General features: G+C 43.1%; 20 protein-coding genes. 11 read left to right on the plus strand and 9 right to left on the minus strand.

The window, feature by feature from the left end; all coding sequences use genetic code 11:
- Positions 1-127 precede the first annotated feature (127 nt).
- Positions 128-292: a YqaE/Pmp3 family membrane protein gene (locus tag L9Q40_RS20085; RefSeq protein WP_014234744.1), complete on the minus strand. Its 165-nt coding sequence runs from the start codon at positions 290-292 to the stop codon at positions 128-130.
- Positions 293-490: 198 nt separating this feature from the next.
- Between L9Q40_RS20085 and L9Q40_RS20090 the strand changes: the two genes are divergently transcribed.
- A complete protein-coding gene (locus tag L9Q40_RS20090) occupies positions 491-2,308 on the plus strand; it encodes an MOSC N-terminal beta barrel domain-containing protein (protein ID WP_498794345.1) in 1,818 nt (605 codons plus the stop codon).
- Between the two features lie 76 nt (positions 2,309-2,384).
- Here the strand turns inward: L9Q40_RS20090 and nadE are convergent, their stop codons facing one another.
- Positions 2,385-3,215, minus strand: coding sequence for an NAD(+) synthase (gene nadE, locus L9Q40_RS20095; RefSeq protein ID WP_065298221.1), 831 nt, complete (start codon positions 3,213-3,215; stop codon positions 2,385-2,387).
- A gap of 216 nt (positions 3,216-3,431) precedes the next feature.
- Between nadE and L9Q40_RS20100 the strand changes: the two genes are divergently transcribed.
- Both L9Q40_RS20100 and L9Q40_RS20105 read left to right on the plus strand, forming a co-directional pair.
- Positions 3,432-3,965 carry a nicotinate-nicotinamide nucleotide adenylyltransferase gene (locus tag L9Q40_RS20100; protein ID WP_014234741.1) on the plus strand — a complete coding sequence of 178 codons (534 nt, stop codon included), beginning with the start codon at positions 3,432-3,434 and terminating at the stop codon, positions 3,963-3,965.
- Positions 3,966-3,979: 14 nt separating this feature from the next.
- Complete coding sequence (locus L9Q40_RS20105) at positions 3,980-4,462, plus strand: hypothetical protein (RefSeq protein ID WP_014234740.1); 483 nt, start codon at positions 3,980-3,982, stop codon at positions 4,460-4,462.
- 107 nt (positions 4,463-4,569) lie between these two features.
- Here L9Q40_RS20105 and L9Q40_RS20110 read toward each other — a convergent pair whose 3' ends face one another.
- Positions 4,570-5,178, minus strand: a complete 609-nt coding sequence (locus L9Q40_RS20110; RefSeq protein WP_498794348.1) for an AraC family ligand binding domain-containing protein — start codon at positions 5,176-5,178, stop codon at positions 4,570-4,572.
- Positions 5,179-5,370: 192 nt separating this feature from the next.
- Between L9Q40_RS20110 and L9Q40_RS20115 the strand changes: the two genes are divergently transcribed.
- Positions 5,371-6,477 (plus strand): 1-acyl-sn-glycerol-3-phosphate acyltransferase, encoded by a 1,107-nt coding sequence (locus L9Q40_RS20115; protein WP_409389259.1) that lies wholly within the window; start codon positions 5,371-5,373, stop codon positions 6,475-6,477.
- Between the two features lie 65 nt (positions 6,478-6,542).
- Here the strand turns inward: L9Q40_RS20115 and L9Q40_RS20120 are convergent, their stop codons facing one another.
- Together L9Q40_RS20120 and L9Q40_RS20125 are read right to left on the minus strand one after the other, a co-directional pair.
- Positions 6,543-7,142 (minus strand): hypothetical protein, encoded by a 600-nt coding sequence (locus L9Q40_RS20120; protein WP_498794350.1) that lies wholly within the window; start codon positions 7,140-7,142, stop codon positions 6,543-6,545.
- A gap of 145 nt (positions 7,143-7,287) precedes the next feature.
- Positions 7,288-7,587, minus strand: a complete 300-nt coding sequence (locus L9Q40_RS20125) for a DUF406 family protein (RefSeq protein ID WP_014234736.1) — start codon at positions 7,585-7,587, stop codon at positions 7,288-7,290.
- Positions 7,588-8,097: 510 nt separating this feature from the next.
- Between L9Q40_RS20125 and L9Q40_RS20130 the strand changes: the two genes are divergently transcribed.
- Positions 8,098-8,559, plus strand: a complete 462-nt coding sequence (locus L9Q40_RS20130) for a TetR family transcriptional regulator (RefSeq protein WP_014234735.1) — start codon at positions 8,098-8,100, stop codon at positions 8,557-8,559.
- A gap of 148 nt (positions 8,560-8,707) precedes the next feature.
- Complete coding sequence (gene hutZ / locus L9Q40_RS20135) at positions 8,708-9,229, plus strand: heme utilization protein HutZ (protein ID WP_422834958.1); 522 nt, start codon at positions 8,708-8,710, stop codon at positions 9,227-9,229.
- A gap of 69 nt (positions 9,230-9,298) precedes the next feature.
- On the opposite strand, the gene L9Q40_RS20140 is transcribed toward hutZ, so the two are convergent.
- Positions 9,299-10,213: a chemotaxis protein gene (locus L9Q40_RS20140; protein ID WP_498794352.1), complete on the minus strand. Its 915-nt coding sequence runs from the start codon at positions 10,211-10,213 to the stop codon at positions 9,299-9,301.
- Between the two features lie 255 nt (positions 10,214-10,468).
- Between L9Q40_RS20140 and ppiC the strand changes: the two genes are divergently transcribed.
- The 4 genes from ppiC (at position 10,469) to L9Q40_RS20160 (ending at position 12,240) form a co-directional block, all read left to right on the plus strand.
- Entirely contained in the window at positions 10,469-10,747 is a 279-nt protein-coding gene (gene ppiC, locus L9Q40_RS20145) for a peptidylprolyl isomerase PpiC (protein WP_005375342.1), read from the plus strand.
- Between the two features lie 72 nt (positions 10,748-10,819).
- The gene (locus tag L9Q40_RS20150) at positions 10,820-11,164 is read left to right on the plus strand and encodes a YajD family HNH nuclease (protein WP_014234732.1); all 345 of its coding nucleotides are present in this window, start codon (positions 10,820-10,822) and stop codon (positions 11,162-11,164) included.
- A gap of 312 nt (positions 11,165-11,476) precedes the next feature.
- Entirely contained in the window at positions 11,477-11,683 is a 207-nt protein-coding gene (locus L9Q40_RS20155) for a hypothetical protein (RefSeq protein WP_014234731.1), read from the plus strand.
- Positions 11,684-11,724: 41 nt separating this feature from the next.
- Entirely contained in the window at positions 11,725-12,240 is a 516-nt protein-coding gene (locus tag L9Q40_RS20160; protein WP_498794359.1) for a GNAT family N-acetyltransferase, read from the plus strand.
- A gap of 125 nt (positions 12,241-12,365) precedes the next feature.
- Here L9Q40_RS20160 and L9Q40_RS20165 read toward each other — a convergent pair whose 3' ends face one another.
- Entirely contained in the window at positions 12,366-13,997 is a 1,632-nt protein-coding gene (locus tag L9Q40_RS20165) for an ArnT family glycosyltransferase (protein WP_498794361.1), read from the minus strand.
- A gap of 500 nt (positions 13,998-14,497) precedes the next feature.
- Here L9Q40_RS20165 and L9Q40_RS20170 point away from each other — a divergent pair, with 500 nt between their 5' ends.
- Positions 14,498-14,839, plus strand: a complete 342-nt coding sequence (locus L9Q40_RS20170; RefSeq protein ID WP_014234728.1) for a DUF3316 domain-containing protein — start codon at positions 14,498-14,500, stop codon at positions 14,837-14,839.
- 144 nt (positions 14,840-14,983) lie between these two features.
- Here L9Q40_RS20170 and L9Q40_RS20175 read toward each other — a convergent pair whose 3' ends face one another.
- Both L9Q40_RS20175 and L9Q40_RS20180 read right to left on the minus strand, forming a co-directional pair.
- Positions 14,984-15,910, minus strand: coding sequence for a LysR family transcriptional regulator (locus tag L9Q40_RS20175; RefSeq protein WP_014234727.1), 927 nt, complete (start codon positions 15,908-15,910; stop codon positions 14,984-14,986).
- Between the two features lie 428 nt (positions 15,911-16,338).
- A partial coding sequence (locus L9Q40_RS20180) for a zinc-binding dehydrogenase (protein ID WP_498794363.1) occupies positions 16,339-17,339 on the minus strand: 1,001 nt, incomplete at its 5' end.

A 17,339-nucleotide genomic window follows, 5' to 3' on the forward strand; every position in this document is an offset into this window, starting at 1 on the left:
ATTGGAGCCTAAACGAAGCACTGGCATTGTTAGCAAACGCTTGCGCTTAGGCGACAGGATGATAGAGGAATTGACTTCACATTTCATCCCATTTTTCACTTTTCTACGATTGTGGGAGCGCGATAAGTTATTTCATCGTCAACCAAAGCGCATGAATCGTACCTGGCAGGAAGAAGAAAAAGGTCAGAATTAAGTTGATGAAGAAGTCTTTATTGAAACCTCTTTCCATGAACACCGCGACAGGTGGAAGAAAGATACACAGTAAAATGAGAACGAGTTTTCTAGTATCCATGATAAGCCTCTAGTCAATTTGTCGTTGTTGTCAAAAGAGTGGCGAATTATGTGTCTTGTATCACACTTTATCAATCAGCGTTTGGTCAGCGTGTTGTAAAAAACGCAACGGTTAGATTTAGTTAAGTCAATGCCTTACATTAGTTAAGACTTCTCCTTACAATAGTGCAACAAATAAAAGCACTGCAGGAAGAAAGCCATGTCACAACCCATCTTATCCCAAATAAATGTCTTTCCGGTTAAATCAGTCGGAGGGGTTGCTCTCTCGTCTGCGTGGGTAGAAAAGCAAGGCTTGAGCTTTGACCGCCGATTTATGCTTGCCAAAGCAGATGGCTCGATGATCACCGCAAGGAAGTACCCACAAATGGTCACCGTGAAATCTGCAATACTCGCCGATGGTGTTGTGTTTAGCTCCTTAGGTATGGAGCCGCTTAAAATCCGTTATCAAGATTTCAAAATGCAGGAAACGTCTGCAACGGTTTGGAGTGACACGTTTACCGCCTATACCACAACGGACGAAGCCGACGACTGGTTTACCCGTGTTTTAGGGCAACGAGTCGAGCTGCTTTTCTGTGGTGAACAATCGAATCGAGTACGAGATAAGTTTGGTCATAATGTGAGCTTTGCTGACGGTTATCCGGTATTGGTCATCAGTCAGGCTTCTCTCGATGAGTTGAACAAGCGAAGCTCTGAGCAGCACTCAATGGATCAGTTTCGAACTAATCTGGTAGTGGCAGACACGACGCCGTTTGAAGAGGATTCTTGGAAACGAATTCGCATCGGTGAGGTGGAATTCGAGTCACTTAAGCCTTGTGAGCGTTGCATTCTTACAACGGTCAATACGCAAAGAGGCACGTTCCGCGAGAGTAAAGAGCCGCTAAAAACGCTACAACAGTTCCGTGCCAATGAGCGAGGCGGGGTCTTTTTCGGGCAAAACCTTGTAGCGCGTAACGAAGGCATTATCCGCCAAGGTGACAAAGTCGAAGTGCTTGAATATAAGGAACCGGAGTTTTATGAGGATAACTCTCCTGCGCGTTTAACGTTAACTTGCGTCGAACGTGAAGAAATAGCACAAGATTTTGTGACATTTTGGCTAGAGCCTAGTAAAGGCAAGTTACCTAATTATCTGCCGGGACAACATTTACCAATCGATGTTGAAGTTGAGGGTAAAAAAATAGGCAGACGTTATACTCTCTCTTCGAGTCCTTCTCGTCCAGGGCGATATGCTGTTTCCGTTAAGCGAATTTCTGGTGGCCGTGTGTCGAATTCGCTATTGGATAATCTGCAGGTTGGCGACGTATTAGAAGCGGAAAACCCAGATGGGGAGTTTCATCTTAAGCCGCATCACACTCAGCGTCTATTGTTGCTTTCAGCGGGCAGTGGCGTTACTCCAATGCTGTCGATGGTGCGTTACCTAGCCGATCACAATCAATTAGATGACGTCGTGTTCTACCATCAGTGTCGCACTGAAAAAGACATTCCTTGTAGAGCTGAACTGGAACAACTGAAGCGAGAGCATCCGGGACTAGAGGTAAAATTCTGCCTGACTCAGCCTGTGATCGATTGGTTTGGATTGAAAGGTCGACTCAGCCTTTCGCACATCAAACAAATTAAAGATGCGGAGCAGCGTCAGGTGTTTGTTTGTGGCCCTGATGGCTTTATGCAAAAAGCGAAAAACTTGCTAATGAAAAAGGGGCTGCCTGAAGAGAGCTACCATCAGGAAGCGTTTGGTGTCTCTGCGGTAACAGCACAGCCAGAGAAAAGTATCGAAATCGAGTTCAACGGCGCTAGGATTACGGGTACTAATCAGAAAACACTTCTAGACCAACTTGAAGATGCCGGAAAGGACATCAGCAACAGCTGCCGCGCAGGGTTATGTGGCGCTTGTAAAGTACAATTGAAATCGGGGCAAGTTCACCATCCTGACGTACCCGCTTTGAGTGTTGAAGAGCGTGCCATGGGGACGGTATTAGCGTGTTGTGCCGTTCCGGAAACCGATGTTACAGTGACTGACTAGTCAGGTTACAATACGTAAGAAAAACGCTGCCCTTGAGCAGCGTTTTTTATAGCAAGCATTGCGTTTAAAATGTTGCTTAGTCGTAAATTGTCGGGATTGGTTGACGTTTGTGCTGCGTAGCTTTGTAAATAGCTACCAGACGGTCACTCACTTGTTGCGACACTGGTTTGCCTTCCAGGAAGTCATCAATTTGCTCGTAACTTAGGTTCAACGCATCCTCGTCAGCTTTTTGTGGAGCAAGTTCTTCCAAATCTGCCGTTGGTGTCTTTTTCACGAGTAGTTCTGGTGCGCCTAATGTTGCCGCTACCTCACGTACTTGACGCTTGCTCAAACCAAATAAAGGCGCAAGGTCACAAGCACCATCACCAAACTTCGTGTAGAAGCCTGTAATGTTTTCTGCCGAGTGATCGGTTCCCAGCACTAAACCGCCAACGTAGCCAGCAATTTCGTATTGTGCGACCATACGGGCACGCGCTTTTACATTGCCTTTCACAAAGTCTACTTTTGCCGCGTCGGTTGGTAGAAGGCCAGTTCCCTCTAGCGCAAAGCTAGAAGCAGCATGCATACCGTCTACACCTTGTTTGATGTTTACTGACACAGAGTGTGTCGGTTCAATGAACGATAAGGCAAGTTGTGCTTCATCTTCATCTTTTTGCTCACCGTAAGGCAGACGAACCGCGATGAATTGGTAGTCGTTACTACCACTCGCTTCATTGAGTTCATTAACCGCAAGTTGGGCAAGGCGACCACACGTGGTTGAGTCAACACCGCCACTGATGCCAAGCACGAGTGACTTACAACCTGCTTCTTGTAGCTTACGCTTTATGAAAGCAACACGGCGTTCAATTTCGAAATGCGGATCAATAGAAGGTAGAACGCGCATTTCATCACGGATGGATTGTTCCATTTAGGGTTCCTTTTCCTGCAAATATGTCAGACACCAACAGCGTTGGTAGTTACCAAAATCAGTAAGAGTGATGAGGTGAATATTCAATAAATGGTGACAAACCATCCAATTGAGGCGCACAAACATCACTTTGGTGTCAAAAAGCTATAAAGATTAGTAGTATCATACCGAAATCATCAAATTAGAAAACTCTCTTAAACCAGGTAATCGCCGGATATGAAAAAAATTGCCATTTTTGGTAGCGCATTTAATCCACCTAGCTTAGGCCACAAAAGTGTTATCGAGTCTTTGGGGCACTTTGATCTTGTGCTTCTAGAACCCAGCATCGCACACGCATGGGGCAAGGAAATGTTGGATTACCCAACCCGGTGCAAGTTGGTCGATGCGTTTATCAAAGATCTCGGGCTTTCTAATGTTCAGCGCTCGAACGTAGAGCAAGCTTTATACCAGCCTGGACAAAGTGTGACGACCTATGCGTTATTAAACAAAATTCAAGAAATTCATTCGACGGACGATCTAACTTTTGTCATTGGGCCTGACAATTTCTTTAAATTTGCTAAATTTTATAAAGCACAGGAAATTACTGAGCGCTGGACCGTTATGGCGTGTCCTGAAAAAATAAAAATTAGAAGCACAGATATTCGAAAAGCGTTGATGGAAGGAAAAGACATCAGCGCCTTTACTACGTTAACAGTCAGTGAACTATTGCTCAACGAAGGTTTATATAGAGAAACTTTATCTGGTAACTGAGAGGTTAAATGTTCATGGTCAGATTAGCCGTATTTAGTACGTGCGCGCTGCTTGTGTATTCGCAAGCAAGTGTAGCATGTAACTATTTTTCTGATCGATCAGTCGTTTTTGCTGACAATACCATGCCTATTTGTGAAGAACTTTTTGACAGCGTAGGTGTGTTAAGTACTGACTCGTTGAATTGGTATGCACCAGAAATCGAACTGGATGGACCCACGAAAAATTATTGGGAAGAGTGGGCGTTTACGCCGAATGAGACACCTATCCTTACTCAAAACCTAGAGAAGAACTACTTTGGTCTTGGTATCTGGATGCCTGAAGACCTTCTAGACGAAGAAAGTGACATGACGACGGAAGAGTGGATTCGCAATCACGGTCTGATGTTTAGTATCGGTTTTGGTGATAAGGGCGATGGTGAGCCCAGAATGCGTTTGGATTATCGTTGGCACGAATACTATGACGCTGACTGGATGATGCAAATTGAATTGCCATTCTGAATAATTAAAAAAAGCGTACATCAAATGATGTACGCTTTTTTGGTTTTTTGAGCACAGGGTTGCTTAGTGTGGGGGCTATTTTAGTAATTAGCTACTTTCGTTAGCAGTTATAAAGGCTCGCCAAAGACCAAGAAACAAAGTTGCTCATACTCTTCGCTATTTCCTGCAAAAAGTGTTTCAACAATATCAGCATCTTTTTTCCCTGATAATTTCATCTTTCTTGCTTCTCTCAGCGTGAGCACCAGACATAGCTCTCTTGAAATACGTACGTCACCCCCTGGCTTCCACTGATTGATGACTTTGCTTAAACCTGAGCTAGAAAGGGCGGGAGAAATCGTAACCACTTCGTGTTTTACTAGTGCAAGTAAATCTAGCTCGATATCCGAACGGGACTCTACGGTCGACAGTTTGTCGAGTAATGCTTTGAGTAGAACTGATGGTGTAATGAAGCCCGCTTGCTGAGGAAAATCATCACTCAACCGCACAGAAAAATCACAACGATGCACACGAGTGTTAGGTAAAAAGGTGAGGGAGCTCAAACATCCCTGAGGAATCCAAAAAATCTGACCCGGTTCAATGGCATACTCCTGCTTACCCAATTTAATGATCACTAATCCTTCAATCACAGATAATAAACTGTGCTTTAGCGCTTTTTTGCGTGCAGTAACATTAAGAAAAGGGTAATTAGCGTCGTGAAATTCAATTGCGTAGTTCATTATTATTACCAGTGATTTTTGGGCGCTAAGCGTAACGCTAAACCTATAGGATTCCAACCGGTTAAAAAAAATTTTTAGCCATACTTTTGTTAGGTGAACTGGTATGACCATGAGAAAAGTATGAGCTGAAATGCTGCTATACAGTAAAACTACGCGTAAAATGTGCCAGCTTTTTTAGATATGTAACGAATAATGACTGCCAATACCGACCCTTATATTGAAATTCGTCCTTATAATGACGAAGAAATTCCAGCAGCGCTGGATCGTCTAATCCAAGATGATGAATTTATCACCGCGATTCTTGATCACCGTTTTGCCAATAAAGCAGGATGGTTTAAAACTCTTATGAGTCCGATTGTTCGCCTTTACCTAAAAGCAAAGTGGAGTAAGCTTGACTCCGTAGAAGCGATCCAGATCGAAGTGAAAAAGTATCTTGAAGATATGCTTGATAAGACAACGGATGGCGTCACTTTCTCTGGTTTAGATAAACTGGACAAAAATACCTCTTATCTATTCATTTCTAACCACCGTGATATCGCGATGGACCCTGCGTTAGTCAACTACGGCTTACACCAAACTGACCACCGCACTGTCCGCATTGCTATTGGTGATAACCTCCTCAAGAAGCCGTGTACGACGGAACTGATGCGCTTGAACAAGAGCTTTATTGTTAAGCGTTCAGCAAAAGCACCGCGCGAAATGATGAAAGCGTTAGGACAGCTGTCGAGCTACATCAAGCATTCTCTCGACACGGGCAACTCTATTTGGATCGCGCAGAAGGAAGGCCGAGCAAAAGACGGCAACGACTTCACTGATCCAGCTATTCTTAAAATGTTTCATGTTGAAGGCCGTAAGCAAAAGATCAGCTTTGGAGAGTACACTCGCTCTTTGAAAATCGTGCCTGTTTCTATCTCTTACGAGAATGACCCTTGTGACCTTGCGAAGGCGAAAGAGTTATTTGCTAAAGCAGAAAGTGGCCGCTATGAGAAAGGTGAATTTGAAGATATTGAAAGTATCATTCAAGGTATTATCGGTTACAAAGGTCGCATTCATGTGGCGTTTGGCGATGTGATTGAGCAAGAATTTGAAACTCCAGAGTCTCTTGCTGCTGAAATCGACCGTCAAATTCACAACAACTACCGACTCTATCCAATGAATTTGCTCGCTGCTGGTCGTGATGATTCAGAAGTGCCTGAAAAGGTAAAACGTCAGTTGACGGAAAAGCTTGAAGAGTTGCCAGAAGGCGCGCGTCCTTTCCTTGTTGCGAGCTATGCTAACCCGGTAAACAATCAAGAGTAGATTGATTGGTTTATTTTTGAATCAAAATACCTCGGGCTCTGTCCCGGGGTTTTTTATATCTGTTGCTATGGTGCGACAGCGCCGCCTAAGGTCAGGTTACTTGGCCATTTAGTGATTTGATTCCCACCCAGAAAGATATTTCCTTTTACAGTCATGGTGTCAGGAAACGCTTTGAGTGCCGAGCCACCAATGTAAAGATTTCCATCGATGATTAAGCCATTAGGCAAAGCCGTTAATGGTGTGCGGATTACACTTAAATCACCATAGACACGAAGTCTTGCAGGAAGCTTTCTTAGTGGAGTGTCAGTAAGGTTTAAATATCCGCCGAGTTTTACGCCTTTTGGCCAGTTTTCAACTTGGCTACCTAATAAGTTGGCATAGCCTTTTATGCTGGTACCAGGCCTGACGGTTTTAAGTGCGCTGTTTGTTGCTTCTAAACTGCCACCGACATTGAGACCATTCGGTAGCCGAGTGATAGACGTTTGGGAAATGTTCAGGTTGCCGTTAATCGACAAATCAGATGGTAATTGAGTAAAGGGTTTGTAGCGTAGATCTAGGTTGCCATAGTTGTCTAGGTAAGCAAGCTTGGTGTAGTAATCCAGTTCGTACGCCACTGAAGGTGTGTTGAATGTTACCAGTGCAATAATAAGTAGGATGAAACGCATGGCTGATGACTTTGCTGGATATAAAACCCGCCAAGCATATCTCAAAGCGCTAAATACGGCTATTCCAAGTGTTAACACTTGAAGGAAAGTAACACTTAAATGGAAGTAAGTAGAAAGCGAGCAGAGTGCTCGCTTTGGAATAGGATTAACGCGCTAATGAACGAGTTTTTAATTCAAAGATCAGCTTTTCTGCACTGACTTCGAACTTGAAGCGGGCTGATGCTTCTTTAGACTCTTCTGTGATTTCACTGACATTATATTCAACGTTAGCACATACTGATTTAGCTAGTTCAATGTAGGCAGCTATTTCAGACTCTAATGCCGCTTTAGACTCTGCGAAAATCGTTACGTCGGCAACTTCGTCGCCTTCTTTAATGACAAAGCCAATTTCACCCGCACAGCCACATGCTTCGCAGACTTGGTTTCCTTCTAATTCGATGCTCATAACGAATCCTCTTGTAAAAACTAAGGGTATTCTAGCAGGTATTTGATCTCTATCTACAAAAATGAATGAATCTGCATAAAAAAGCACACAGATTAAAGGGAATAACGCTCGATAAGACGGAGGAAGGGTATGCCTAATGTGATATATATCAATATTTAAGAGTAATTACACTAGCTACGAACGAGTTTTATGTTTGGTCAGTTGAACTGAAGAACAATTTATAAGAGTATTTATTGAGTGAATAATTCTACATGATTATCATTCTTAACTCCTGAGTGGCTTTGATGGATAGTCTCGTGCAACACCTTGATGTCGTTATCTTTTCATCTAGGGTGCGTATGGTAAACATTGATGAGCATTCCCTGGCATGTTGATGATTGCGCAGTACTTTATCGCTATGACAGAGATCCGCGTTTAGATTAGGAAGCACAGTAATAAAACTGAGGATGATTTCACTCTGGCCTCGTTGAGTTGTGAGTTAGATGGATTTAATAAAGAAGAGCTTAAAATATGCCAAAGCGTAGTAAAGAAGATACTGAAATAACTATCCAGAAGATCATGGATGCCGTCGTTGACCAATTGCTTAGACTTGGTTACGACAGAATGTCGTACACAACGCTGAGTCAGCAGACGGGTGTATCACGTACAGGTATTAGCCATCACTTCCCTAAAAAAACGGATTTTACTGCAGCACTTGATGCTCGCATCTTTAAAATGTTTGTCGAGCACTTAAGGTTTGATAAAGGTTTGGCTACGTTTTCGGATAGCTGGATGACAGCACTGGAAAATGCTGAATTTGTAGCTATTTTAAAACTCCTGTTCCATCACATCGTAGCCACAGAAAACGCCCATGAATTTGCTACAAATGGTATTGATCGCTTGTATAAAATGGTCGGTAGCCAATTTGGGGATGGCAGTGACAAAGAACTTGAATGGTTGATTGGTCGTTCTCTGATTCAAATGAGCAAATAACCGATACTGAATTAACAAAGCCCTGCTAGCAACTAGTGGGGCTTTATGTTTTGGCCCCAACGCCTTTGTATTAAGAGCTCCTAGCCACAGAGCCAGCAATGCGAGGCTATAATACCAATCACAGTGGTAGAGAACCTCAGGAATTAAAATGAATCAACAAGTGAAACAAGAGCGCCTGCAAGGCCGTCTGGGGCCGGAGATCAAAGCGTTTCGTCAGGAGCGCCAAACACTACAGCTAGCTACGGTTGATGCTGAAGGCCGACCTAACGTCAGTTACGCCCCGTTTGTACAAAACCAGCAAGGTTACTTTGTTCTTATTTCACAGCTTGCTCGCCATGCACGCAACTTACTAGAAAATCCTAACGTCTCCCTAATGATGATCGAAGATGAAGGCTCTGCTGGTCAAATTTTTGCCCGTAAGCGCCTGACGTTTGATGCGGTAGCAATCGTTGTGGAACGTGACACCGAGCTTTGGCAACAAATTGTTGCTCAGATGAAAGCACGTTTCGGAGATATTATTGATGGTTTGAGCAACCTGGAAGATTTCGTTTTGTTCAACCTAAAAGCAGAAAAAGGCTTGTTTGTGAAAGGCTTCGGCCAGGCGTATGAGGTTTCTGGCGATGATCTTGTGGACTTTATCCACTTAGAGAAAGGACATCAAAAAATTTAGAGATTTATTGGGTTGAGTAAAACCATTTGGGGGAGGCGTTTCTCGATCTCCCCCTCTCTGCCTGCGAAGTTATGAAGCCATAGCTGTAGCTTCAATCTCCTTCGCCCCTCTCAGCATGGCTTCAATTAACTCACCAGCGTTAAACTTTACCAGAGCCTCGTGTGCACCCACTTGATGGGCGCGATCAACACAGATTTCACTTGAAAGAGAAGTGTGCAAAATACGGTACGAGTGGTTAAGTGCCGAGTCATTTTGTACTTCGAACGCCAGCTCGTAACCATCCAGTCCCGGCATTTCAATGTCGCTGACTAACAAATCAATTGGGCTATGTAGTGCGGCTTGATCTCTCATGAATTGCAACGCTTCCGCGCCATTTTTGCTGATTTGGTACGGGATGTTAATGCTGTCTAATGCATCACTAAGTTGCTTACGTGCAATCGAAGAATCGTCAACGAGTAGAATATTAAGAGCTTTTAAACGTTCACGTTCTACGTCAGTCAGCATTGGAATTTTTGAATGCTCATATTGCGGATAGATCTTGGACAATAGCAATTCAACATCCAGCATTTGAACCATTTTGTTTTCATACTGAGTAATGCCCGTGACAAAAATATTTTGACCAGCGCTCTCTGGTGGTGACTCTATGGATTTCCAGTCACAATCAATGATTTTTTCAATACTTCGAACCATAAAGGCAACAACGGTTCGCAGGCAGTCGGTCACAATCAAGTAACAGCTTTGGTACTCTTCTTCCTGAATCGGCCGGAACCCGACGGCTACGGACATATCAATCACAGGCACGGTTAGGTTGCGAATCGTCACTGTGCCGATTACGTGCTGGTGGGAGTACGGGATCTTCGTGGTCGGCATGTACGGAACAATTTCACGGACTTTAAGAGTGCCTATCGCGAAGTATTGTTGCAGGGTAAGCTTGAATACTAACATCCCCTGAGATTGATTCGCTTTGCTAACGACTTTTGCCATGAAATAACCTTATAAATACCAAATGATTACCTCTAATCTAATCGGATAAACCGGCGGCATCAACAGCCCTACACCGAAAAGTTAAGTTTTCATTCATTCTATTAGCTTTGCAGATGTGAGAATGCTTAAATTCCGCTCAGGTCATGTTAACAAAACACAAATAGAGCTTCCCTTGTAGGCGAGGTGAGAGAAATGTTTGGCGTGCTTGGGTGTATTCGGTAAACTTGCGCTAACAGAACAGCGAGAGATAAACAGATGGCAAATACAGCAGCCGCATTGCATATTCTTGTGAAACACAAAGAACAAGCAGAAGACATCATCAAGCAACTTAAAAAAGGGGCTAAGTTTCAGACACTGGCAAAGAAATACTCGACTTGCCCGTCTGGAAAACGCGGTGGTGATCTTGGTGAGTTTCGTCGTGGACAAATGGTGCCTCAGTTCGACAAAGTTTGTTTTTCAGGTGAAGTGCTAACACCGCATTTAGTAAAAACTAAATTTGGCTGGCATGTGGTAAAAGTATTATATAGAACATGATATTTAGCCCGAGTACAGGAACTTTGTGTTCGGGCTAGCATCTTATTTTAAATCACACGTGAGGTTATACGTATGGCATCAGATTATTACGGAACCAGTGCCAGTTATGCACGTAAAGAAGCCGGTTATCGCGAGAAAGCACTGAAGCTCTATCCTTGGGTATGCGGAAGGTGTGCTCGAGAGTTTGTGTATTCAAATCTGCGTGAATTAACGGTTCATCACAAGGATCATGACCACACGAATAACCCGGAAGACGGTAGCAACTGGGAGTTGTTGTGTCTCTATTGCCACGATCATGAACATAGTAAGTATCTAGAGCATGAACGTTACGGCAGCGAAATAAAACCTGGTGAAGATGAACACCAAGGCGCAACATACAATCCATTTGCTGATTTAGCGAAGATGATGAAGAAGTGATGGTTAAGGGCTAAAGTGGCGTTAGTCATCGATAACGCCACTAGATTGAGTTTAGCCATTGAGCACAGCAGTATACTTCGTTACTTGTAACGTTTCTAAGGATCGACGTTTGCCCCAAACTTCCAACTGTTACGATAGCAACATGATTTTTTAAAATTGATTTAAGGGATCTGGTTATAGTGATTACAGCAGCTAACTAACGTAAAACGTTTTATAGCCTCATTATTGACAAAATTCATTGTTACTTTGTTGCATATTGGTATAGAAGGCACCATTATTTTTGAACAGGCGTTATATGCAAAGGAGATTGCAATGAATATAGACGCGACATTACTGCTTCAAGGTGCTTCTGTCTATTTGGTGATCAGCTTACTTTTGAGCTACTACTTGGGTCGGCGTAAAACCAGTACTCCAATGATTTCTGCGTTAGTCGGTGTTCTTTTAGCATTGATCCCCCCGTTAGGACTGATTTATTTAGCTTTTTTAACACTCAAAAGTGATTATGCAGAGAGAACTTAAATTTTTCTCACCTAACTTGCGCTAGGAACATAAAGGAATTTATGCAGCAAAATGTAGAAACGGATAGGTTGATACTCAGACCCTTTACTTTATCGGATGCCAAGCGTGTCGCGCTTCTGGCTGGTGACAAGGTTATTGCGGACATGACAGCGAACATCCCTCATCCTTATTCGCTTTCCGATGCGGAGTTGTGGATTAATACTCATGAGCCACTCTTTGATAGAGGTAAAGGTATCGTCTATGCCATTACTTTAAAAGAGAGCGGTGAGCTGATTGGCGCGGTGAGTTTTCTAGGAATTGATAATGGTGTGGGCACCTTAGGTTATTGGCTGGGAGTACCTTATTGGGGGCGCGGTTATGCGACTGAAGCATCGAAGGCAATAATCACCTTTAGTAAATCGAATCTTGGGTTGAGCAAGTTACATGTCATGCACCTTTTGGGCAATGAACGTTCCAAGTCAGTGATCAAAAAACTCGGCTTTACCTATATTGAAAATCGCATTAATCGTATGCAGGGAAAGGCGCGAGAAGTTTGTGTTTATACTTCAGATCTTTAATTTATATATTCGAATAAACAATGGAAATGACAACTGTCCGGTTGTCACAGTTTAGTTAGGGCTCGTTTGCGAACACTCATCGACGAGATCGGTTTTTGATGACTGTTTTAATTTAGATAAAGCGGCTACTTTTCCGCTGCTTCACTAGTGCCACTTGGTGCAAGAAGGTTCGCCAGTACTTGATTGTCGACAATAAACAGCCACCTGCCACGGTAGGGAGTCATGTAAATGGCATGGGTTTCCAAAGGCTGTGTTTTGTTACGTTGAACCCAAATGGTATAGCCCGGCTGCGTAGTTAAAAATGCGTTTCTCTCTGGTTGTGATGACGGAATTAAATTTAGCGGTTTTTCCAGTTTTCCGGCGAAACCAAAGGTGTTGTGATATTTGCCAACGTACGAAACGCTGTGTCCTTGAGATTGCAACTGATGGATTTGACGACCTGTCTCTGTTACATCATAAACGTTGTTGAATACTGGTGACAGACTGGCCATTAAGGCGGATAAGCTCAGTAGCAACGCTCCGATATTAAGCGCAAGACGATCTACAGGAAGGTTCTTCTTCCATAACAGCAACGCGATCAACAGCGCGGGTAACAGCCCCCAAAACCAATACACAGCAGTGACTTCTGTGCTGCGAAATGCTTTTTCAATCCACAGCGGGGCACTGAAAATTGCTAGCGTAATTAGTGCAATTATTCCTACGATGGCTGGTTCTGTTTTCATCTTTTGTGGATCTAATCGCTTCGCGATCCAAATAGCAATAAAAGGGAAAACCGGAAGTAAATAGTGAATCTGCTTTCCGCTGAAACAACTGAATATTCCCACAACAAATACAAACAACGAGAAACAGAAGGTGTCTCGTCGTCCGACCCAAATCCATGGACGGGCGCGCCAAAAACTAATAAGGAAAAGCCACGGGAAAAGTAATGCGGGTAACAGCGCAATATACCAGTAAAAAGGTCGTGCATGTGCAAAAGAGTCTTGTACCCTCCCGGCAGATTGGCCCCAGAAAATGGCCTTTGCGTATTCTTCTCCTCCGGATATTGCCGCTGGTACTGCCCAGAGTAAGACTACACCAACTGCAATCCCCACAGTTTTGATAACGGCTTTGAAAAACGCTTTGTTAATGGATGCGGGTGAAGGGTGCCAAAGATGGGCTAACAGCAGAAAAGGAATAAAATAAACGAAGATGACCGGTCCCTTAGTCAGCATTCCGAGCCCAAGGCACACACCACTTAAATATGACCATGAATCACGTTCTGTTTCGGTGTATCGCCAAAAACTCAACACGGCAAGTTGGAGGAATACAGCGAGTATTAAATCGAACATGATCATGCCGGAATACAGGAACCATCCAAGGAAGCTGATCAGAATGAGAGGTGACAACCACTTTGTTTGTGGTGACTCCGGATAAACCTTCTCTGCCAGTTTTCCCACAAGATAAAGGTTAATTAAAGCAAAACCTGGTACTACCATTCGAGTCACGGCTTCTGATGTGCCAAATAAGGACCAAACGACGCTGAATAACCAGAACATTAACGGTGGCTTGTGATCGTATGGTAATCCATTGAGGTGTGGCACTAGCCAGCTATTGTTGAACCACATTTCCCACGCGACAGAGACATAACGGGTTTCGTCGATGGGGAAAATAGGCCGGAATAAGACGTTGACGGCTATAAAGACCAGCGCGGCGAATAGCGCTAGTGCTGTGTACTGAATATGTGGAGAGAAAGATGAAACTGACTTCCGGAATGTCATTGTTGCTCCTGCTATTAAATGTCAATCGTAGCGAGCAAGTCCAATCCATTAACTCTTATGGATGATTAGCAGAACTGCCTCTTTTCACTACGTAGTACTTTATTTGTATTTTGTTACATTTAGTTAGCATAGCAATCTTCTCTGATAGAACAACATGTCAATGTTTAACCAGGCAGGATCCCCAGCGGCATCAGTTTATTTCTCAATTAGTGTTAACTTTAACAGCAAAGTGCCTAACCCAGAGTGCTGTTGGATTATAAGAGGTGAAATTAGACCCAAGGGTAAGTGTCTGTCTTTTGATCCCAATCATAATGCCAAGTCAGTTTTCGGGTGTAATCTACACATCCAGTAGCGCTAGCCATACGGTTTATTAGTGCCATTTTGCCCATAGTGAAATTCTGAAACCTCCCTTTATCTTCCCAGTTCAAACATGAATAATAAACCCAACAAAACGAGATAGGTTCCTATCAATATTAATTAATAAATTAAAGGGTTTTATTATGAAAAAATTATTCGTACTAACTTCTGGTCTACTTATGGCTTCATCAGTATTTGCTTCAAATATTACAATTACAGAACATACAAATATGGATGCAGGTACTTATCAAAGCAGAGAGCAAGCACTCAATGCAGGCTTTGATTTGTCAGACTCATTAAAATCAATGTCTAAATCAGAGTTACGACGTGAATTTGGATTATTTGGCTACACTAATGTAAATAATATCAACATCGATGACAGTAAAGTGATTATTAAAGAAGTGGCTTACGCTCGTGATGACATTCAATATCGAGCAGTTCTAAATGTGGATTACCACTTCAACGCAATGAGACTACATGACTAAGTTATGGCTTATTTAGTCAAACATCCACATCTAAAATATTATCTTAATTGTATTGGGGGACATAATACTCCCCCAATAATAAATGCCAACAAATCTGATACTGACGTAAATTGAATATTTATCAAAATATAAATGTTGTTTAGTTTACGTCATGTAACTCTCCCATATCGGTGGGCTTCCAATCGTATTTTGTACCGTTTCAATAAACAGTTTGACCAGCGGAGGCTGATTGCGGTGTGGATACAAGGCGTACAAACCACCGGTATAAGAGATTTCATAATCAGGTAATAATCTAACCAGCTGCATCTCTTCGATACTCTGCGTGAGCATCAATTGGCCCACGATGGCATAGCCTAGCCCCGATTGCACACCATCCATTAATAACTCCACCTCATTGACATGGTAGCGACCTTGAGCCGTAACGGTGACGGGATGTGCTTCTTCATCTTTCATTGACGATAATTGCACTTTATTCATTTGGTATGAGCCGTTGGAATAAATGACAGCGGGTAACGCTGCGAGTTCTTGAGGTGTTTCAGGGTAGCCGTATTCAGCGATAAAGTCTTTTGATGCAAGTAATAGCAGCTGATGATTTGCCAGTTTTTTCGCCACTAAGTTTGAGTCTACGGGAGAACCGACTCGAAATACAACATCATAACGTTCTCCAATAAGATCGACTCTCCTATCATTGAGGATGACTTCGACACTGACTTGCGGGTACTTTTTGAGGAAAGCGACCACACTTTCCTTTACGTACTTCCGGCCAAAGAGTGATGGGCAAGATATTCTAAGATGGCCCTTAGGCGTATCACTGAACGTATCCGCAAGTTGACGAGTCTTTTCTAAAGCGTCGCTAACTTGCTGGGCTTGCTTTACTATTTCTTCACCTGCGGGAGTAAGCGACAGTGAGCGTGTAGAGCGATTAAGTAGCCTGAGACCAAGCGACTCTTCTAGTTTTCTTATCTGTTTGGATAATACCGAGCGATCGATGCCACGCGCGTCCGCAGCATTTGCGAAAGAGCCCTGTTTAGAAACTTCGAGTAGTAGTTCCAGTCTACTTGCAAGATCCATGAATACACCTAAGTAATGACTTTCTGGTTTAGTATGGCTGATATTATCAATATTTAATTAGGCGATACAATAAAATGTATGCTCTAAAAATGGGACAGATAGTTAGTTTTTTTGGCTGTATAGCTCTGAGATAAAAGTTATTAAACAGTGGTTAATTAATTAATAAATAAGATGAATACAGTTCTGGTTGCTACTTTATTCAATTAATCTAATACGAATTTATCTTTATTTGTATGTGGTGTCTTAAGTTTAAAAATAAAAAGTATAAAAAGAGCAATGGTAATAAATTGCTAGATATAAAAAAGCGGGCTGGAATTCAGCCCGCGATAGGGGGAGTCGAACCCACATTAACGATCGCAGTTATTATCGTTGATTTTGGTTAATTTAATAACCAATCCCCTAAAAATTAGGCATTTTCTGAAATAGTATTACTTGCTAAATTCACCGTGCGGGTCAATAACAAATTTCTTAGCTGCACCACCATCAAAGTCGGCATAACCTTGAGGTGCTTGATCGAGTGAGATCATTTGTACGTTTACGGCGTCAGCAATTTTCACTTTGTCGAACAAAATAGATTGCATCAGACCACGGTGATATTTCATTACCGGGCATTGGCCAGTATGGAAAGAATGTGATTTCGCCCAGCCAAGACCAAAGCGCATGCTCAGTGCACCTTCTTTCGCAGCTTCGTCTTTCGCACCCGGATCGTCTGTAACGTAAAGACCAGGAATACCAATCGAACCACCGGCACGCGTTACTTGCATCGCAGAGTTCAGTACTGTTGCTGGTGCTTCTTGAGTGTGACCACCACAGCCACATCCGTGCGCTTCGAAACCAACACAGTCAACAAAACAATCAACTTCACGCTCATTCAGAATGGCTTCAATTTTGTCTTCCATGCTGCCGTCTTCGCGTAGGTCAATGGTTTCGCAACCAAAACTACGTGCTTGCTCTAGACGATCTGGGATCATGTCTCCAACGATGACACAAGCTGCGCCAAGTAGTTGAGCCGATACTGCTGCTGCCAGACCCACAGGACCTGCACCAGCGATATAAACGGTAGAACCAGGACCAACACCTGCAGTTACACAGCCATGGAAGCCCGTTGGGAAGATGTCAGAAAGAAGTGTTAAATCCTTAATTTTCTCTCGTGCCTGATCCGGATCTGGGAACTTAAGCAAGTTAAAGTCAGCGTACGGTATCATTACGTATTCAGATTGGCCGCCAACCCAGCCGCCCATATCAACATAACCGTATGCCGCACCTGGACGAGCAGGGTTTACGTTCAGGCAGATACCAGTCATGCCTGATTTACAGTTGCGGCATCGGCCACAAGCAATGTTAAACGGTACTGAAACGATATCGCCAACATCAACGAACTCGACATCGCGGCCTTTTTCTAAAATGATGCCCGTGATTTTCGTGACCA

The sequence above is a fragment of the Allocatenococcus thiocycli genome, assembly GCF_921292965.1.
Taxonomy (GTDB): domain Bacteria; phylum Pseudomonadota; class Gammaproteobacteria; order Enterobacterales; family Vibrionaceae; genus Vibrio; species Vibrio natriegens.

Bases quoted from the DNA above. Each gene is read 5' to 3' on its own strand.
- L9Q40_RS20100 (WP_014234741.1), top strand. From the start codon at position 3,432: ATGAAAAAAATTGCCATTTTTGGTAGCGCATTTAATCCACCTAGCTTA.
- L9Q40_RS20130 (WP_014234735.1), top strand. From the start codon at position 8,098: ATGCCAAAGCGTAGTAAAGAAGATACTGAAATAACTATCCAGAAGATC.
- L9Q40_RS20110 (WP_498794348.1), bottom strand. From the start codon at position 5,178: ATGAACTACGCAATTGAATTTCACGACGCTAATTACCCTTTTCTTAAT.
- L9Q40_RS20155 (WP_014234731.1), top strand. From the start codon at position 11,477: ATGAATATAGACGCGACATTACTGCTTCAAGGTGCTTCTGTCTATTTG.
- L9Q40_RS20125 (WP_014234736.1), bottom strand. From the start codon at position 7,587: ATGAGCATCGAATTAGAAGGAAACCAAGTCTGCGAAGCATGTGGCTGT.
- L9Q40_RS20160 (WP_498794359.1), top strand. From the start codon at position 11,725: ATGCAGCAAAATGTAGAAACGGATAGGTTGATACTCAGACCCTTTACT.
- ppiC (WP_005375342.1), top strand. From the start codon at position 10,469: ATGGCAAATACAGCAGCCGCATTGCATATTCTTGTGAAACACAAAGAA.
- L9Q40_RS20140 (WP_498794352.1), bottom strand. From the start codon at position 10,213: ATGGCAAAAGTCGTTAGCAAAGCGAATCAATCTCAGGGGATGTTAGTA.
- L9Q40_RS20105 (WP_014234740.1), top strand. From the start codon at position 3,980: ATGGTCAGATTAGCCGTATTTAGTACGTGCGCGCTGCTTGTGTATTCG.
- L9Q40_RS20165 (WP_498794361.1), bottom strand. From the start codon at position 13,997: ATGACATTCCGGAAGTCAGTTTCATCTTTCTCTCCACATATTCAGTAC.
- hutZ (WP_422834958.1), top strand. From the start codon at position 8,708: ATGAATCAACAAGTGAAACAAGAGCGCCTGCAAGGCCGTCTGGGGCCG.
- L9Q40_RS20170 (WP_014234728.1), top strand. From the start codon at position 14,498: ATGAAAAAATTATTCGTACTAACTTCTGGTCTACTTATGGCTTCATCA.
- L9Q40_RS20115 (WP_409389259.1), top strand. From the start codon at position 5,371: ATGACTGCCAATACCGACCCTTATATTGAAATTCGTCCTTATAATGAC.
- L9Q40_RS20090 (WP_498794345.1), top strand. From the start codon at position 491: ATGTCACAACCCATCTTATCCCAAATAAATGTCTTTCCGGTTAAATCA.
- nadE (WP_065298221.1), bottom strand. From the start codon at position 3,215: ATGGAACAATCCATCCGTGATGAAATGCGCGTTCTACCTTCTATTGAT.
- L9Q40_RS20085 (WP_014234744.1), bottom strand. From the start codon at position 292: ATGGATACTAGAAAACTCGTTCTCATTTTACTGTGTATCTTTCTTCCA.
- L9Q40_RS20175 (WP_014234727.1), bottom strand. From the start codon at position 15,910: ATGGATCTTGCAAGTAGACTGGAACTACTACTCGAAGTTTCTAAACAG.
- L9Q40_RS20150 (WP_014234732.1), top strand. From the start codon at position 10,820: ATGGCATCAGATTATTACGGAACCAGTGCCAGTTATGCACGTAAAGAA.
- L9Q40_RS20120 (WP_498794350.1), bottom strand. From the start codon at position 7,142: ATGCGTTTCATCCTACTTATTATTGCACTGGTAACATTCAACACACCT.